Origin of the sequence: Microbacterium sp. Root180 (genome assembly GCF_001428485.1) — a bacterium.
In the GTDB taxonomy this organism is placed as follows: domain Bacteria; phylum Actinomycetota; class Actinomycetes; order Actinomycetales; family Microbacteriaceae; genus Microbacterium.
In genome coordinates this window covers 1225073-1239161 of record NZ_LMHS01000003.1, presented here as the reverse complement: position 1 = coordinate 1239161, position 14089 = coordinate 1225073, and the positions used below count along the sequence as shown (strand labels likewise).

The window sequence follows — 14089 nt, the reverse complement described above, 5'->3', positions numbered from 1 at the left end:
GTTAGGCTCCCCCTATGTCGATCGACCCTTCCGTGGGGTACGGCGCGAGCACTCCCGCAGTTCCGGGCAGTCCCGCGGCGATAGATGAACCGCCACCCTTCCTTGCGAAGCGGCGCCCCAGAAGCGGCGGCACGCTCGGCCGCTACATCCTGATCCGGCTCCTCCTGATCATTCCGACCGTCTTCATTCTGGTGACGGTGGTCTTCTTCCTCATCCGCCTGACGGGCGACCCGATCACCGCGGCCCTCGGCGGTCGCCTGCCGGCCGATCAGCTGCAGGAGCGCATCCACGAGGCGGGCTACGACCGCCCCATCATCGTGCAGTACATCGAGTACCTCGGCCAGATCTTCACCGGAAACTTCGGCACGACTCTCACGGACAACCGGACCATCGCCGAGGTGCTCCTCAATTACGGCCTCGCCACGTTCGAGCTGGTCTTCTACGCGCTGATCGTCGCGTTCATCGTCGGCATCCCACTGGGTCTCGTGGCCGCCGCGATGCGCGACCGCGCGCCGGATGCCGCGCTCCGCGTCAGCGCCATCCTCTTCTACGCGACGCCGGTGTTCTTCGCGGGCCTCGTCGCCAAGCTCATCTTCTCGGTGTGGCTCGGCTGGTTTCCCGTCAGCGGGCGGGCGAGTGTCCGCACCGAGCTCGCCCTCACGCGGGAGGACGGCGCCACCGGCATTTATCTGATCGACGCCATCCGGTCAGGCAATCCGGCCTACGTGCAGGACGTCCTGCAGCACGCGTTCCTCCCGGCGATGGTGCTGGGCCTGGTCACGGCCGGGGTCTTCCTGCGCCTCGTGCGCACGAACGTCATCGCGACGCACAACATGCCCTACATCGATGCGGCCAGGTCGCGAGGTGTCAGCGAGTACCGCCTCGTCCGCCGCCACGCCTACAAGCCCGCCCTCATCCCGATCATCACGGTCATCGGCCTGCAGATCGCGGTGCTGCTCGGCGGCGCCGTGCTGACCGAGACCACGTTCGAATGGCAGGGCCTGGGCTTCCAGATCACGAAATATCTGGCCGCGCGCGACTTCGTGGCCGTGCAGGGGATCGTGGCGGTGGTCGCGATCATCGTCGCGCTCACCAACTTCGTCGTCGACATCATCGCGGCCTTCCTCGACCCGAGGGTGAGGTACTGACATGGCCAAGCGCAGCATCCTCGACCGCCTTCCCGTCGTCCACCAGCTCCGCCAGAGCGTCGGGCTCCAGCGCGGCATGCTCGTCGGCGGTCTCGTCATCACGACGCTCTTCCTCGTCCTCGCGATCCTCGCCCCGTGGGTCGCGCCGTACGGCTTCAGCCAGCTCCGTGGGCCCGACGGCCTCTTCGGCTCGCAGGTGCCGCCGAACCCCGTCAACCTGCTCGGCACGACCGTCGGTGGCTACGACGTCCTCTCGCGGGTGATCTGGGGGGCGCAGACGGCCCTCCTCGTGATCGTGGTGGCGATCCTGCTCTCGGTGTTCCTCGGCATCCTCATCGGTCTCATCTCGGGCTACCTCGGTGGCTGGGTCGACCGTGTGCTCGTGGTGATCGCCGACGCGATCTACGCCTTCCCGTCGCTGCTGCTGGCGATCGTCGCGGCCATCGCGATCAGCGGAGGTCAGTCGGGCCTCTGGCCGGGCATCATGGCGGCGGCGATCTCGATCACGGTCGTCTTCATCCCGCAGTACTTCCGCGTGGTCCGCGCCGAGGTCGTCCGCGTGAAGTCCGAGCCCTTCATCGAGTCGGCGAAGGTGATCGGCGTCCCCACGCGCCGCATCCTCTTCCGTCACGTTCTGCGCAACGCGACGCGCTCGCTCCCGATCATCGTGACGCTGAACGCGTCCGAGGCCATCGCGACGTTGGCGGCACTCGGCTTCCTCGGGTTCGGCATCGAGCCGACCGCGGCCGCAGAGTGGGGCTACGACCTCAACGCCTCCATCGGCGACGTGTCGGCGGGGATCTGGTGGACGGCGATCCCTCCGGGCGTCGCGATCCTGCTGACGATCCTCGGCATCACGCTCATCGGCGAGAGCCTGAACGACCTCGCCGACCCACGCCTGCGCGCACGGCGCCGGGCGGGCAACAGCCAGACTCCGGCCGACGCGGTGGCCGCGAGTCAGCCGATATCGCGCGAGTTCATGGGAGAGGTGGAGTGATGGCCGACCCGACCGATACCGTCGCCGTCGACATCGAAGACCTCAACGTCACCTTCGCCACCGATGGCGGCGACGTGCACGCCGTCCGCGGCGTCACGCTCGACGTGCGTCGCGGCGAGGTCCTCGCGATCGTGGGCGAATCCGGCAGCGGCAAGACGGTGACCGCACGCACGATCCTCGGGCTCTTGCCGGAGTCCGCGCACATCGGCGGCGCCGTGGTCCTCGACGGCGATGACATCGTGGGCCTCGACAAGAAGCAGCTCCGAAAGGTGCGCGGCACGAAGGCCGCGATGATCTTCCAGGAGCCCTCCACGGCGCTGAACCCCGTGTACACGGTGGGCTGGCAGCTGGCCGAGGGCCTGCGCGCCCACGGCAAGTACTCCAAGTCCGAGGCGAGGGCACGCGCGATCGAGATGCTCGGTCGCGTCGGCATTCCGGAGCCTGAGACCCGTGTCAACGACTACCCCCACCAGTTCTCGGGAGGGCAGAAGCAGCGCGTCGTCATCGCGATGGCCCTCGCCTTGGAGCCGACGGTGATCGTGGCCGACGAGCCGACGACGGCGCTCGACGTCACGGTGCAGGCGGAGATCCTCGAGCTGCTGCGTCGCCTGCGCGACGAGGACGGCACCGCGATCGTGCTGATCACCCACAACATGGGCGTCGTCGCCGATCTCGCCGATCGGGTCGCCGTGATGTACAACGGCGAGATCGTCGAGACCGCGACGGCCCTCGACCTGTTCGCCGACCCGCAGCACGAGTACACGCGCAAGCTCCTCGCCGCGGTTCCCCGCCTCGTGATCACCGACAGGCAGCTCGCCGTGCCCGAGACCCCCGTGGCACCGGTGGTCGAGGCGGTGGACCTCGTGATCGAGTACCCCGGACGATTCCGGCGCGCGGCGTTCCGGGCGGTGGACCGCGTGAGCTTCTCGATCGCGCCCGGCGAAGTGCTGGGTCTCGTGGGCGAGAGCGGTTCCGGCAAGACGACCATCGGGCGTGCGATCGCGGGCCTCACTCCGGTCGCGGGGGGCTCGCTGAGGGTGCTCGGCACCGAGATGCTCGGCGTCAAGGAGCGTGAGTTCCGCAAGCGCCGCCACGAGCTCGGCTTCGTCTTCCAGGACCCCGCGACGAGCTTCAACCCGCTCCTGACGATCGCCGACAACGTCGCCGAGCCGCTCATCGTGCACGGGGGCAAGCACGACGCGTCCGACGCCAGGGACAAGGTGGACGAGCTGCTCGAGGCGGTCCAGCTGCCGAAGGAGTTCGGCGACAGGTTCCCGCACGAGCTTTCGGGCGGTCAGCGCCAGCGCGCGTCGCTGGCCCGGGCGATCGCGCTCGACCCGAAGCTGCTCATCGCCGACGAGCCGACCAGCGCGCTCGACGTGTCGGTGCAGGCACGCGTGCTCGAGCTCTTCGCCGAACTGCAGGAGCGCTTCGGATTCGCGACGCTCTTCATCACGCACGATCTCGCCGTGGTGGACCTGCTCGCGCACCGGGTCGTCGTGCTGCATCGCGGCGAGGTGGCCGAGGCGGGCCGGACGGCCGAGGTGCTGGGCAACCCGACCGACGCGTACACCCGGCGTCTCATCGCGTCGCTGCCGGTGCCGGACCCCGTCGAGCAGGCGGCGCGCCGGGCGGCGTGGGAGGCCGAGCAGGAGAGCTGAGCGCTCAGCGGAAGAAGAGGCCGAGCACCCCGGTCTGCGTCGCGAGCCAGAACACGACGACCGCGATCATCACGGCCACCGACACCCACGAGAACCGCCGGGTCAGGCGCCGTCCCTGCGGCGCGACGCCCGGCGGCGGTCGCAGCATGGCGGCCGGCGCGGCGAACGGGACCGCCGTGCCCGCCGGGAGAGCGGATGCCGCCCCCGACGCCGCTGCGCCGGCAGCATCCGTCATCGCGACCTCCGCCAGGCGCTCGTCGCGCCACCGCGACCATTGCGCGAACTTGTCGAGCAGCGCCCCGACGACGGAGAACAGCCACGACCACGTCGCGGGGTCGACCGTCGAGAAATCGCGCTTGGCGTAGAGGAAGAGCCAGTCGTCGACGATCTCGACGTCGAGCGCGGCCGCGTTGTCGATGAACCGCGCCATGATGTCGGGCGTGAAGAGGTAGAGCGCGTCGCGCTCATAGCCCGCGGGGCAGTAGAGCGAGAAGTAGCGGTCGAAGTCGCCCTCGAGGCTCAGTCGCTGATCGCGGTCGAAGGTGGCGGGCAGGTTCGATCCGAAGAGCGCGTTGTTACCGGTGGCGTCGAGCACGATGTGGGGCAGCGGCACATCGAGCTTGACCGCGACATAGCCCCAGGTGTGCGTCGACTTGTTCTTGCCGGAACCGGTCGTGTAGCGGTAGTTCGCGAACTCCACGAAGCGGGGACTCTCCCCGCGGACGAGGTCGGTGGCCATGCGCGAGTCGCCGACCGAGAAGATCATCCCGGGGAGCCCGGGGGTCCCGAGCCCAGGCGTGCCGAGCGCGGGGAGGTACGACAAGCCGTTCGCGCGGGCGAAGCGGTCCAGGCGCAGCATCCGCTCGGCACTCGAGCGCTGAGCGGCGATGAACCCGATGACGCCGACCGCGAGCACGATCCCGAAGATCAGGAAGGGGACGACGGCGACCAGCGTGCCGGCGATCCCGCCGCCGGTGCCGGCGATCGAGCCCGCGATCGCCACGAAAATCGAGACGAACATCACCAGGAACACCGATCCGAAGGCGACCACGACCACGCCGACGACGACCGCGACGATGACGTTCGTTCCCGTGAACAGCCCCGGCAGCCGCCCGCGCTGCCGGAGTTCCTGCGCGAAGGCACGGGCGGCGCCGGGCTCGAGCGGTTCGACCAGGGGCCGGGCATCGAACGAGAGCGACGGGGCGACCATGGCCCCACGCTACCGGGGCCGGTCCGCACGACCGGCGTGCACAACGTCGGCACCTCGGCGGCTCGAAGGGCCGAATCCGGACCTTCCCTCCGGATCCGGGCCGGATCGCCGACACTGTGCGCGCGCGCTCCCGGGCACAATGGCAGGACGACCACCCTGAGGAGGCGGCGATGGAGCCCAGGAACCCCGACGACCTCGAGGCGCTGCGCGCGGCATCCGACGTCCTGGGCATCGACGCCCTGCTCAGCCCGGAGGAGCGCGCCACCCGCGACCGGGTGCGGGCCTTCGTCGATGCCGAGATCCGGCCGCACATCGCGGACTGGTTCGATCGCGCGCACTTCCCGGCCGAGCTCGCGCCGGCGTTCGGGAAGCTGGGCGTTCTCGGCATGACGCTGGAGGGGTACGGATGCCCGGGCCGGAGCGCCGTCGAGTACGGGCTGGCCGCGCTCGAGCTCGAGGCCGGGGATTCCGGCATCCGCACGTTCGTGTCGGTGCAGGGCTCCCTCGCGATGGGGTCGATCCATCGCTGGGGATCGGAGGAGCAGAAGCAGCACTGGCTTCCGCGGATGGCGGCCGGCGAGGTCATCGGCGCGTTCGGCCTCACCGAGCCGACCGCGGGATCCGACCCGTCGAGCATGAAGACGTTCGCGCGGCGCGACGGCTCGGACTGGGTGCTCTCGGGTGCGAAGCGGTGGATCGGCCTCGCCTCGATCGCGCAGCTCGTGGTCGTGTGGGCGAAGACCGACGACGGCGTGCGCGGGTTCCTCGTGCCCACCGGGACCCCCGGGTTCGAGGTGCGCGTGCTCGAGCCGAAGGGGTCGATGCGGGCGTCGATCCAGACCGAGCTGGCCTTCGACGAGGTCCGCCTCCCCGCGGACGCGCTCCTGGAGGGCGCCCGCGGACTGCGCGGTCCGTTCGCGGCGCTCAACGAGGCGCGCTACGGCATCGTGTGGGGCGCGCTCGGCGCGGGACGGGACAGCTACGAGGCCGCCCTGCGGCACGCGCTGCGGCGCGAGCAGTTCGGCCGGCCCATCGCCGGATTCCAGCTGACGCAGCAGAAGCTCGTCGACATGGTGGTCGAGCTGCAGAAGGGCGCGCTGGTCGCCCTCCAGATCGGCCGGGCGAAGGATGCCGGAACCCTGCGCCCCGAGCAGGTGTCGCTGGGCAAGCTCAACAACGTGCGGGAGGCGATCGCGATCGCGCGTGAGGCGCGCACGATCCTCGGCGGGGACGGCGTCCTGCTCGAGAACTCCCCGATCCGTCACGCCGCCAATCTCGAATCGGTGCGCACCTATGAGGGCACCGACGAGGTGCACACGCTCATCCTCGGTCAGCATCTGACGGGCATCGGGGCCTTCCGTTGATCGAGCCCGAGACGGACGCGGATGCCGCGCACGGCCCGCTCGCCGGCCTGGTGGTCGCCGACTTCTCGAGGGTGCTCGCGGGCCCGTACTGCACGATGCTGCTGGCCGACCTCGGCGCGACGGTCATCAAGGTCGAGGGTCCCGCGGGCGACGAGACGCGCCACTGGATGCCGCCGACCCATGAGGGCGAGGCGACGTACTACCTCTCGGTGAACCGAGGCAAGCGCGCGATCACGCTCGACTTCGCCGACGCCGAGGACCTCGCCATCGCTCGCGCGCTCGCCGCCCGTGCCGACGTCGTCATCGAGAACTTCAAGCCGCACGGGCTCGATCGATTCGGGCTCGGCTACGACAGCGTGCACCAGGCGAATCCCGGAGTCGTCTACGTCTCGATCAGCGGTTTCGGACCCGACGCCGCGCTCCCCGGCTACGACGTGCTCGCCCAGGCGCTGTCCGGACTCATGAGCATCACCGGCGCGCCGGACGGACCGCCGACCAAGGCGGGCGTCGCGATCGTCGACGTCGTCACGGGACTGCATGCCGGGATCGGCGCGCTCGCCGCCCTGCGGCACCGCGATGCCACCGGCGAGGGCCAGCGCGTCGAGGTGAACCTGCTGTCCTCGGCGCTCTCCGCTCTCGTGAACCAGTCGGGTGCGCACGCGCTCGCCGGCGTCGTGCCCGAGCGCCTCGGCAACGACCATCCGAGCATCTACCCCTACGGGCCCCTCCCGACCGGTGACGGCGACCTGGTCCTGGCGATCGGGAACGACGCGCAGTTCGGCCGGCTCTGCACGGTGCTCGGGGTGGCGGATGCCGCGGCCGACGCCCGATTCGCCCGCGCCGCCGATCGCAGCAGGACCAGGGACGAGCTCCGTCCCGTGCTGGAGGCGGCGCTGGCAGGCCGATCCGCCGAGGAGTGGGAGCGTCTCCTCGGCGAGGCGGGCGTGCCGTGCGGACCGGTCCTCGACATCGGTGCGGCGTTCGAGCGGGCGCAGGCTCTCGGCCTCGACCCCCTCATCCACGCCGGACCGGAGGGCACGGCCGGCGTGCGGCATCCGATCTCGCTCGACCGCACCCCCGTCGCATACCCGCTCGCGCCGCCGTCTCCCGATGCCGACCGCGCATGGGTGCTCGGCTTCCTCGGCGCATAACTCCTGCAGAACCGTAAGCCCCGGCCGCGACACGCGGCGGGCGGTCTGCGGTGCGCAAGAAAGTGCAGGAGTTATGCGCCGTGTCTGGCTTGATTCGGCCGTGGCCGCGGCATCCGGTACCATAGGAGGGTTGTCCGCACGCGCTCGATGCGCATTCAGTCGGATGACATGCAACACACCCTCCTGCTGCCGGGAAATGCCCGACAGCCGTTCAAGTCCGAAGGAGGTGGGTTAGTGACGCACCAGTACGAACTCATGGTCATCCTGAGCCCCGAGATCGATGAGCGCCAGGTCGCCCCGAACCTCGATAAGTTCCTCAAGGTCATCACCAACGATGGTGGCTCGATTGAGAACATCGACATCTGGGGTCGCCGTCGCCTGTCCTACGAGATCCAGAAGAAGACCGAGGGCATCTACGCCGTCGTCAACTTCACGGCGACCAGCGCGACCACGCAGGAGCTCGACCGCCAGCTGAACCTCAGCGAGCTGGTCATGCGCACCAAGGTGCTCCGCGCCGAAGAGGCGATCGCGATGATCGCCTCCGAGAAGCAGCGTGCCGAGGAGAAGGCAGCCCGCAAGGCCGCCCGCCCCGCCAAGCCCGTCAAGCAGGACGCGTAACGACGATGGCCGGCGAGACGATCATCACCGTCGTGGGCAACCTCACGGCTGATCCCGAGCTGCGCTACACGCAGAACGGACTCCCCGTCGCGAACTTCACGATCGCGTCGACGCCGCGCAACTTCGACCGTGCCACGAGCGAGTGGAAGGACGGCGAAGCGCTGTTCCTCCGCGCGAGCGTCTGGCGCGAGTTCGCCGAGCACGTCGCTGGTTCGCTCACGAAGGGCTCGCGCGTCATCGCGACGGGTCGCCTCAAGCAGCGTTCCTACGAGACGAAGGAAGGCGAGAAGCGCACGTCGATCGAGCTCGAGATCGACGAGATCGGTCCCTCGCTCCGGTACGCGACCGCTCAGGTCACGCGTGCCGCCGGCGGCGGAGGCCAGTCTCGTGGCGGTCAGGCGCAGGTCGCCGACGAGCCGTGGTCGACTCCCGGATCGGCGAACGCGGGCGGCAACGCCGGCAACGCCGGTGGTGGAGACGCGTGGGCCGCTCCCGGCGCCTACGGCGACGACACTCCGTTCTAACGACATCCGGATGCCTCGGCATCCGTTGAATCTCATCTCTCAGTAAGGAAACACCCATGGCTGGAAAGGCAACCGGCGATCGCCGGAAGCCGCGGAAGGGCGCGAAGAACGCCGCTCCCGCGAAGGCGATCCGTGTCGGTCTCATCGACTACAAGGACGTCGCGACGCTTCGCAAGTTCATCTCGGAGCGCGGGAAGATCCGCGCCCGTCGTATCACCGGTGTCTCGGTGCAGGAGCAGCGTCTGATCGCCAAGGCGATCAAGAACGCGCGCGAAATGGCGCTCCTGCCCTACGCCGGCGCTGGCCGCTAAGGAGCACCCGATGGCAAAGCTGATTCTCACGAATGAGGTCGCCGGGCTCGGAAGCGCCGGTGACGTTGTCGAGGTCAAGAACGGGTTCGCCCGCAACTACCTCATCCCGCAGGGCTTCGCGGTCACGTGGACCCGTGGCGGCGAGAAGCAGGTGGCGTCGATCCGCGCCGCCCGCGCCGCTCGCGCGATCCACGACCACGAAGAGGCTGTGGCGCTCAAGAACTCTCTCGAGTCCAACAAGGTGCGCCTGACCGTCAAGGCCGGCGCCGAAGGCCGTCTGTTCGGCTCGGTGAAGACCGAGGCCGTGGCCGACGCCGTCAAGGCCGCAGGCCTGGGCGAGCTCGACAAGCGCAAGATCCACATCACCTCGCCGATCAAGTCGGTGGGCGAGCACGAGGCGACGGTCCGTCTTCGCGACGACCTCACCGCCGTGATCACCCTGCAGGTGGTCGCTGCCAAGTAAGGCGCGATGCACAGAACGGATGCCGCGGACCCTCGGGTCCGCGGCATCCGTCTTCTCACGACCCACCGTCACGGGGCGACCGATCCAGGCATGGCGGCCGCCCCGCGAACGCTGGGCGAGGAATGTGGCGGGAGGGCCTCTGGGGAGCGACCCTCCCGCCGCGCTCGGCGTACCGGTGGAGACACTCTGGGGATGCCTCCGGGGTGCGCTACGCGGAGCGCCGCCGCGACATGAGCGTCATCGCGCCCACTGCGAGCAGCACCATGCTCAGCAGCAGCACGGGAAGTGCGCTCATCCCTCCCGTCGCGGCGAGTGCGGTGGCTCCGGCCGTATCGCCGGCGACCGAGCCGGTGACGTCGCCGGCCGAGCCCGTGACCGAACCCGGACCCTGCGGGTCCGCAGGACCCGTGGGGTCGGTGGGGTCGGTGGGGTCGGTCGGATCGGTCGGATCGGTCGGATCGGTGGGGACGACCGGCGACTCCGACGTGGTGTCACCGATGACCGAGACGGCGTTGCCGCCGACGGTGACCGGCACGGCGATCGGGGCCAGCACCTGCGTGCCGCCGAGGATCGCCTCGGAGCCGGAGGTCGAGCCGGCGGGGCCGGAACCTCCGGTGGCAGGCGTCGTCGTCATCGAGCCCGTCGACGAGCTGTCGCCGAGCACCGAGATGGCGTTGCCGGATGCGGTGATCGGCGCCGTGACGGGCGCGACGACCTGCGTGCCGCCGGCGATGGAGTCCGTGCCGTCGGTCGCGCCGTCGGCCGTGGAGCCCGTGCCGGCGCCGTCGGCGCCGGTGGTGGCGCCTTCAGTGGTGGAGTCGCCGACGACCGAGATGGCGTTGCCGCCGACGGCGATCGGGGCCTGCACCGGCGCGATGACCTGCGTGCCACCGGCGATGGAGTCCGTGCCGTCGGTCGCGCCGTCGGTCGTGGTGCCCGTGCCGGTGCCGTCGGCGCCGGTGGTGGCGCCTTCAGTGGTGGAGTCGCCGAGCACCGAGATGGCGTTGCCGCCGACGGCGATCGGGGCCTGCACCGGCGCGACGACCTGCGTGCCGCCGGCGACGGAGTCCGTGCCGCTCGTCTCGCCTGCGGCGGCGGTCACTCCGCCGCTCGTGCCGGATGACGTCTGCGCGTCCGAGCTCTCCGTGTCGCCGACGACCGAGATGGCGTTGCCGCTCACCGTGATCGGGACGGCCACCGAGACGAGGCCCTGAGTGCCCGAGAGGAGCCCGTCGGTGCCGGAGGTCGACGCGGAGCCCGACGAGCCGCTCGCCGGGGCGGGCGCCGCGGTCGAGGCATCCGTCGAAGAACTGTCGCCGACGACCGAGACGGAGTTGCCCGAGACGGTGACCGGAACGGACACCGTGACGAGCGCCTGCGTGCCGGAGGCTGCGCCGCCCGCACCGCCGGTGGAGGCGGCGGGAGCCGGCGCCGGGGCCGGAGCGGCGGTCGAAGCCTGCCCGCTGTGGGAGTCGCCGAGGACCGAGAGCGAGGTGCCGCTGACGGTCACGGGAAGTGTGACGTCGAGGACGGCCTGGGTGCCCGAGAGCAGCCCGTCGTCCCCTGTCGTCTCGGCCGCGTGGGCGACCGTTGCGCCGAGCAGCGTGATGCCGCCGGCGATGAGCGTGCCCAGGAGGGCGCGCGTGACGAATGTACGCATGATGGTTCCCCTTTGATCTGACTGATGGGTGTCGAGGCGCGGGAGAGCGCGCCGATGCTCAGCCGCCTGAGAGAGAAGGCGGCGGTGAGCCGATCAGTCGGGGGAGACGTCGGTGGATGCTGCAGGCGCCGGCGGCGCGTGCTCGTCCTCGGGTCCAGCGCGACGCACCCAGGCACGGAGAGCGACGAGCGGACCGAGGGCGACGAGCGCCCAGGCGCCGGAACCCGCACCACCGGGTCCCGAGGAGGATGTCGACGGCGGGCAGAGTGATCCCGCCGGAGTCAGAGGCCCGCGCGCGTCGGAAGACGCCACGGCCGCAGCCGCCCCGGAGCCCGGCGCAGATGCGGCCGGGGAGGCAGAAAGAGCGGATGCCGCACCCCACGTGGCCGCAGAGGGGATTCCGGCAGGAAGAACCACGCCGAGGGCGGGCAGCGGGTGGCCCCCGACGGGAATCGACGGAGCGTCGGGGGACGCCGGGAGGCCCGGGATCACGCCCGCGGGCAGTCCGAGGCCGGCTCCGGTGTCGGTGACGGTGCCGACCAGGTCGCCCAGCGTGTGGTCGACCGTCTGTCCGAGGTCGCTCACGGCATCGGCCAGGCCGAGACCAGACACGATGTCGCCGACCAGAGGCACCTCCGTCACGGCATCGACGACGGGTTGCGCGACGGAGCTCACCGCACCGCCGGAGACGGGCTTGGTCACCGTCTTGACGGCGGAGCCGACCACCGTGACGACCTCGCGGACCGGCTGCTGAACGGGAGCCGGTGCGACGTCGACGACCTTGTTCACGACCTTCGTGACGCTCTTGGTCGCGGTCGAAACCGTCTGGGTGACGGTCGTCGCCGTGCTGTCGACGAGAGAGGTGACGGCACCCAACAGGCTGTCATCGTCGGTCTCCTCCGCCCGCGCGTCGCCCGAGCCGAGCCCGAGCGCCAGCGAGAGGAGAAGCCAGGCGAACGCGGTCACGACCCCGACCAGGGCCGGTCGCCAGAGCGGCGACGGCGACTGCGAAGCTGCGATTTCCACGTTCACCTCCCACGACGAGTAACGCCACACGATCCGAGCGGAGCGTGCTGAGGGTGCCTGGACTCCACAGGCTAGACCCGCACCGCGGGCGGTGTCCAGGGGTGTTCTGAATTCTTCGCAACCTGGACGTCGGGGCCCGAGACCCCGGAATTGTGCACAACCGGCCGGCTTCCCGACCGAACCTTCAAGGCATACTTCAACCACATCCCTCTCCACAGGATGTGGATCCGAGAACTGCAGGTCAAGAGCTATTTTTACATCGATGAGATCTCCAATACCCGGAGTTCTCCACACCCGTTGTTCACAGGTCTTACGGCGTTTCACGCAGACTCTCCACACAGTTATCCACAGGTGCTGTTGCGAACGTGAAGTGGCGTCCTTACCGTGGGGTGCGGCCCATAGGGGCGAGGTGTGACCGGTATCGCAGCGAGGCGATGTCGGTAGTTCGTGATCCGCTTGACGAAACGGCGGTGCTTCCTTCGAGGCATCCGCCATCGAGTCCCGAGCGTGCCCGCACCCTGCCCCGACCACCGCGCCACCCGAATGCACTCTGGAGGATCCTGCACTTATGTCGATCGCCGACATCTCCGAAGAGCGCATGGGCGGACCGCGCGAGTTCGAACGCACTCCCCCGCACGATCTTCTCGCCGAGCAGAGCGCCCTCGGGGGAATGCTGCTGTCGAAGGATGCCGTGGCCGACGTCATCGAGACGCTCCGCGGCGTCGACTTCTACATCCCGAAGCACGAGCTGATCTTCGAGGCGATCCTCACTCTGTACTCCCACGGTGAGCCGACGGACGTCGTCGCGGTCACCGACGAGCTCATCAAGACTGGCGAGCTGCAGCGCGCCGGCGGCGCCGACTACCTTCACACGCTCACCTCGATCGTGCCCACGGCCGCGAACGCGGGCTACTACGCGTCGATCGTGTCGGAGCGTGCGCTGCTGCGTCGCCTCGTCGACGCCGGCACGCGCATCGTGCAGATGGGGTACTCCGGTCAAGGTGAGGCACTCGACCTCGTCAACACGGCGCAGGCCGAGATCTACTCCGTCACGGGCGCCGAGGCCGCCGAGGACTACGTGCCCCTCACGGTCGCCGTCGATGCCGCCGTCGAGGAGATCGAGGCCGCTCGTGGGCGCGATGGTCAGATGACCGGCATCCCCACCGGGTTCTCGGGTCTCGACCAGCTCACCAACGGCCTGCACCCCGGACAGATGATCATCATCGCGGCGCGACCGGCCATGGGTAAGTCCACGCTCGCGCTCGACTTCGCGCGCGTCGCCGCGATCAAGCACGACATGCCGACGATCTTCTTCTCGCTCGAGATGGGGCGCAGCGAGATCGCGATGCGACTCATGAGCGCCGAAGGATCGATCCCCCTCCAGGCGATGCGCAAGGGCACACTCGACTCCCGCGACTGGACGACGATCGCCGCCACGCGCGGACGCATCAACGATGCTCCGCTGTACATCGACGACAGCCCGAACATGACGCTCGTGGAGATCCGCGCGAAGTGCCGTCGCCTCAAGCAGAAGGCCGGCCTCAAGATGGTCGTCATCGACTACCTGCAGCTCATGACGAGCGGCAAGCGGGTCGAGTCGCGCCAGCAGGAGGTCTCGGAGTTCTCCCGCGCGCTCAAGCTCCTTGCGAAGGAGCTCGGAGTGCCCGTCGTCGCCCTGTCGCAGCTGAACCGTGGCGCCGAGCAGCGCTCCGACAAGAAGCCCGCGCTGTCCGACCTCCGCGAGTCGGGCTCGATCGAGCAGGACGCCGACATGGTGGTGCTGCTGCACCGCGAGGCCGCGTACGAGAAGGACAGCCCGCGGGCGGGCGAGGCCGACCTCATCGTCGCCAAGCACCGCAACGGTCCCACCGACACGATCACGGTCGCGTTCCAGGGTCACTTCTCGCGCTTCACCGACATGGCCCCCGGCGGCGACTTCCAGTAGTCCACGGGAAT

At 69.7% G+C, this 14089-nt stretch carries 13 protein-coding genes; 10 read left to right on the top strand and 3 right to left on the bottom strand.

The genetic code is table 11. From position 1 onward, the window contains the following. Positions 1–14 precede the first annotated feature (14 nt). The 3 genes from ASD93_RS13300 to ASD93_RS13290 are packed head-to-tail and all read left to right on the top strand — an operon-like array spanning position 15 to position 3806. Positions 15–1148 (top strand): ABC transporter permease, encoded by a 1134-nt coding sequence (locus ASD93_RS13300; RefSeq protein ID WP_056123443.1) that lies wholly within the window; start codon positions 15–17, stop codon positions 1146–1148. A gap of 1 nt (position 1149) precedes the next feature. Next, entirely contained in the window at positions 1150–2145 is a 996-nt protein-coding gene (locus tag ASD93_RS13295; protein ID WP_056123441.1) for an ABC transporter permease, read from the top strand. Next, the gene (locus ASD93_RS13290; protein WP_056123438.1) at positions 2145–3806 is read left to right on the top strand and encodes an ABC transporter ATP-binding protein; all 1662 of its coding nucleotides are present in this window, start codon (positions 2145–2147) and stop codon (positions 3804–3806) included. The genes ASD93_RS13295 and ASD93_RS13290 overlap by 1 nt, the downstream gene beginning before the upstream one ends. A gap of 4 nt (positions 3807–3810) precedes the next feature. Here ASD93_RS13290 and ASD93_RS13285 read toward each other — a convergent pair whose 3' ends face one another. Further along, on the bottom strand, positions 3811–5016 hold the full coding sequence (locus ASD93_RS13285) for a hypothetical protein (protein ID WP_056123434.1): 1206 nt from the start codon (positions 5014–5016) through the stop codon (positions 3811–3813). A gap of 170 nt (positions 5017–5186) precedes the next feature. Between ASD93_RS13285 and ASD93_RS13280 the strand changes: the two genes are divergently transcribed. The 6 genes from ASD93_RS13280 (at position 5187) to rplI (ending at position 9447) form a co-directional block, all read left to right on the top strand. Then, positions 5187–6380: an acyl-CoA dehydrogenase family protein gene (locus ASD93_RS13280; RefSeq protein WP_056123430.1), complete on the top strand. Its 1194-nt coding sequence runs from the start codon at positions 5187–5189 to the stop codon at positions 6378–6380. Continuing rightward, entirely contained in the window at positions 6377–7531 is a 1155-nt protein-coding gene (locus ASD93_RS13275) for a CaiB/BaiF CoA transferase family protein (protein ID WP_200950689.1), read from the top strand. Before ASD93_RS13280 ends, ASD93_RS13275 begins: the two co-directional genes overlap by 4 nt. Before the next feature lie 234 nt (positions 7532–7765). Then, on the top strand, positions 7766–8149 hold the full coding sequence (gene rpsF, locus ASD93_RS13270; RefSeq protein ID WP_056123427.1) for a 30S ribosomal protein S6: 384 nt from the start codon (positions 7766–7768) through the stop codon (positions 8147–8149). A gap of 5 nt (positions 8150–8154) precedes the next feature. After that, positions 8155–8673, top strand: coding sequence for a single-stranded DNA-binding protein (locus ASD93_RS13265; protein ID WP_056123424.1), 519 nt, complete (start codon positions 8155–8157; stop codon positions 8671–8673). 56 nt (positions 8674–8729) lie between these two features. Continuing rightward, positions 8730–8984: a 30S ribosomal protein S18 gene (gene rpsR / locus ASD93_RS13260; RefSeq protein WP_045301896.1), complete on the top strand. Its 255-nt coding sequence runs from the start codon at positions 8730–8732 to the stop codon at positions 8982–8984. Between the two features lie 10 nt (positions 8985–8994). Continuing rightward, the gene (rplI, locus tag ASD93_RS13255) at positions 8995–9447 is read left to right on the top strand and encodes a 50S ribosomal protein L9 (protein WP_056123421.1); all 453 of its coding nucleotides are present in this window, start codon (positions 8995–8997) and stop codon (positions 9445–9447) included. A 208-nt stretch (positions 9448–9655) separates the two neighbouring features. Here rplI and ASD93_RS16275 read toward each other — a convergent pair whose 3' ends face one another. Together ASD93_RS16275 and ASD93_RS13245 are read right to left on the bottom strand one after the other, a co-directional pair. After that, positions 9656–11107, bottom strand: a complete 1452-nt coding sequence (locus ASD93_RS16275; protein WP_056123418.1) for a chaplin family protein — start codon at positions 11105–11107, stop codon at positions 9656–9658. A 93-nt stretch (positions 11108–11200) separates the two neighbouring features. Beyond that, the gene (locus ASD93_RS13245; protein ID WP_235566959.1) at positions 11201–12133 is read right to left on the bottom strand and encodes a hypothetical protein; all 933 of its coding nucleotides are present in this window, start codon (positions 12131–12133) and stop codon (positions 11201–11203) included. 568 nt (positions 12134–12701) lie between these two features. Here ASD93_RS13245 and dnaB point away from each other — a divergent pair. Further along, complete coding sequence (dnaB, locus tag ASD93_RS13240; RefSeq protein WP_056123417.1) at positions 12702–14078, top strand: replicative DNA helicase; 1377 nt, start codon at positions 12702–12704, stop codon at positions 14076–14078. Positions 14079–14089: the final 11 nt, after the last annotated feature.